This is a genomic window from Aliterella sp. E5.1, assembly GCF_057473825.1.
On the sequence record NZ_JBYCCV010000333.1, the window covers coordinates 1 to 1,575 of the forward strand.

2 protein-coding genes are annotated in these 1,575 nt (G+C 47.9%); one reads left to right on the forward strand and one right to left on the reverse strand.

Going from position 1 to position 1,575, the window contains the following annotated elements; genetic code table 11:
- Window positions 1-15 precede the first annotated feature (15 nt).
- The gene (locus tag AC2VE5_RS26930; protein ID WP_486890602.1) at window positions 16-525 is read right to left on the reverse strand and encodes an ABC transporter substrate-binding protein; all 510 of its coding nucleotides are present in this window, start codon (window positions 523-525) and stop codon (window positions 16-18) included.
- A 412-nt stretch (window positions 526-937) separates the two neighbouring features.
- Here AC2VE5_RS26930 and AC2VE5_RS26935 point away from each other — a divergent pair.
- The coding region (locus tag AC2VE5_RS26935) for a LacI family DNA-binding transcriptional regulator (RefSeq protein ID WP_486890603.1) at window positions 938-1,575 on the forward strand (638 nt) is incomplete at its 3' end.

Here is a 1,575-nt window from a genome sequence, read left to right on the forward strand (position 1 = left end):
GTCCTGGAGTGTTTGTCACAGCTGTAAGACTTCCTCATGGCTCTCCGGCTCACTCAACCCTAACTCACTAAAAATTCTCTCGTTGAAGAACATTCCGATGTACTCGATCTCATTCCCGATTCCATAGACGGTGCCGTCGATGGAAGCGCGCTCTTTAGTGAAATCAGAGAAACGATCGTTCCATCCATATTCCTCGTACGCCTCTTCAAGTGGCAGGAGGAGACCCGCGTTAACCAGAACACCTGCGGCACCTGGGCCAGTGCCTCCATAGACGATGTCAGGGCCTTGACCGGCAGCTAAAGCTGTTCTAAGAATCTCCCTCAAATTTGGCTGAGACTCATAGGTGACCTCAATGTCGGGATGCGTCTCATTGAACTGAGCCATATACTGTTCCAACTCGTCAACCGCCTCACTACCTCCCCAAAAGAGGAGCTGTGTCTTCTCCTCTTGAGCAAAGGTAGGTAGAAGCGCGGTAAGCGTTAAGCCTATAGCAATCCGTGGTAGCAAACGAAAAATCTTACTCATGGTTTCTCCTCCAATTTGCACGTTTTCGGTGATAGTTAAAGATATGCTTCAAAGAACACGAAACTTACACCACAAGGCGAATCGCGGATTAGAGCTTTTCTAGGACCATGTAATCTTCGAACAACCCAGAATGCCCACCAACCTTTCCAAGCATAGGGTCTTACGGGACCAAAATACTAATACCTATTAGCGCCGTGGATACAGTGTAGGTAAGTTCATCGCGAATGTCAATGGTATGTGGCGAAGCGTTGAGTAAACGAGGCGATATGTGAAATTTACAAAGGTCTATTGACATGCTCGATACGTTTTCACTACACTAATACGTAATAGTACATAGACTAAGGCTAGTTCACAAGCATAAAACTTTGGTGCTTCATGTGTTCGGTGACCTGGGGAGACTAACAGTCGTTCGATGAAAAAAACTTCCGGAAAGAAGAGGCCTACTCAGTTGGACGTTGCACAGCTTGCTGACGTTTCGCAAGCAACCGTTTCACAAATTCTCAATCCAAAGTCAAGCTTAGCAATTTCAATGGAAACTAGGGAGCGTGTCGCGAGTGCGGTCGAAAAGCTTGGTTATATGCCGAACCGTGCCGCACAAAGCCTTCGCTCTAAACGTACATTCACCATTGCGTGCCTTATCCCGGACGTCACGAACCCCTTTTATCCTGCAGTAGAGCGCGGCATTCTCGATGTCAGCAACCGCTTCGGTTATGACCTTCTTACCTACAATTCCGATGGCAAAAGGGAAAGGGAACTGAACTTTTTGCGCCTTATAAGGGAAGGTCGCGCTGACGGCATCGTAGGCGTATTTTTTCATGTAAATGTAAAAGACTTACGTGAGCTGCTCAAAGCGGGGACGCCCATCGTACGACTTGAGGCGATGGCTAAAGGGACGGGTAACTTACCGCTCGACAACGTCTACGTCAATAACGGAGCCGCTGCCGAAGCTGCTACAAATTACTTGATCACAAAAGGACATAAGCACATTGCCGTAATCAGTTGTGAAACGGGGCCCCATTATGCACGTCTTCACGGTTACCGCCAAGCACT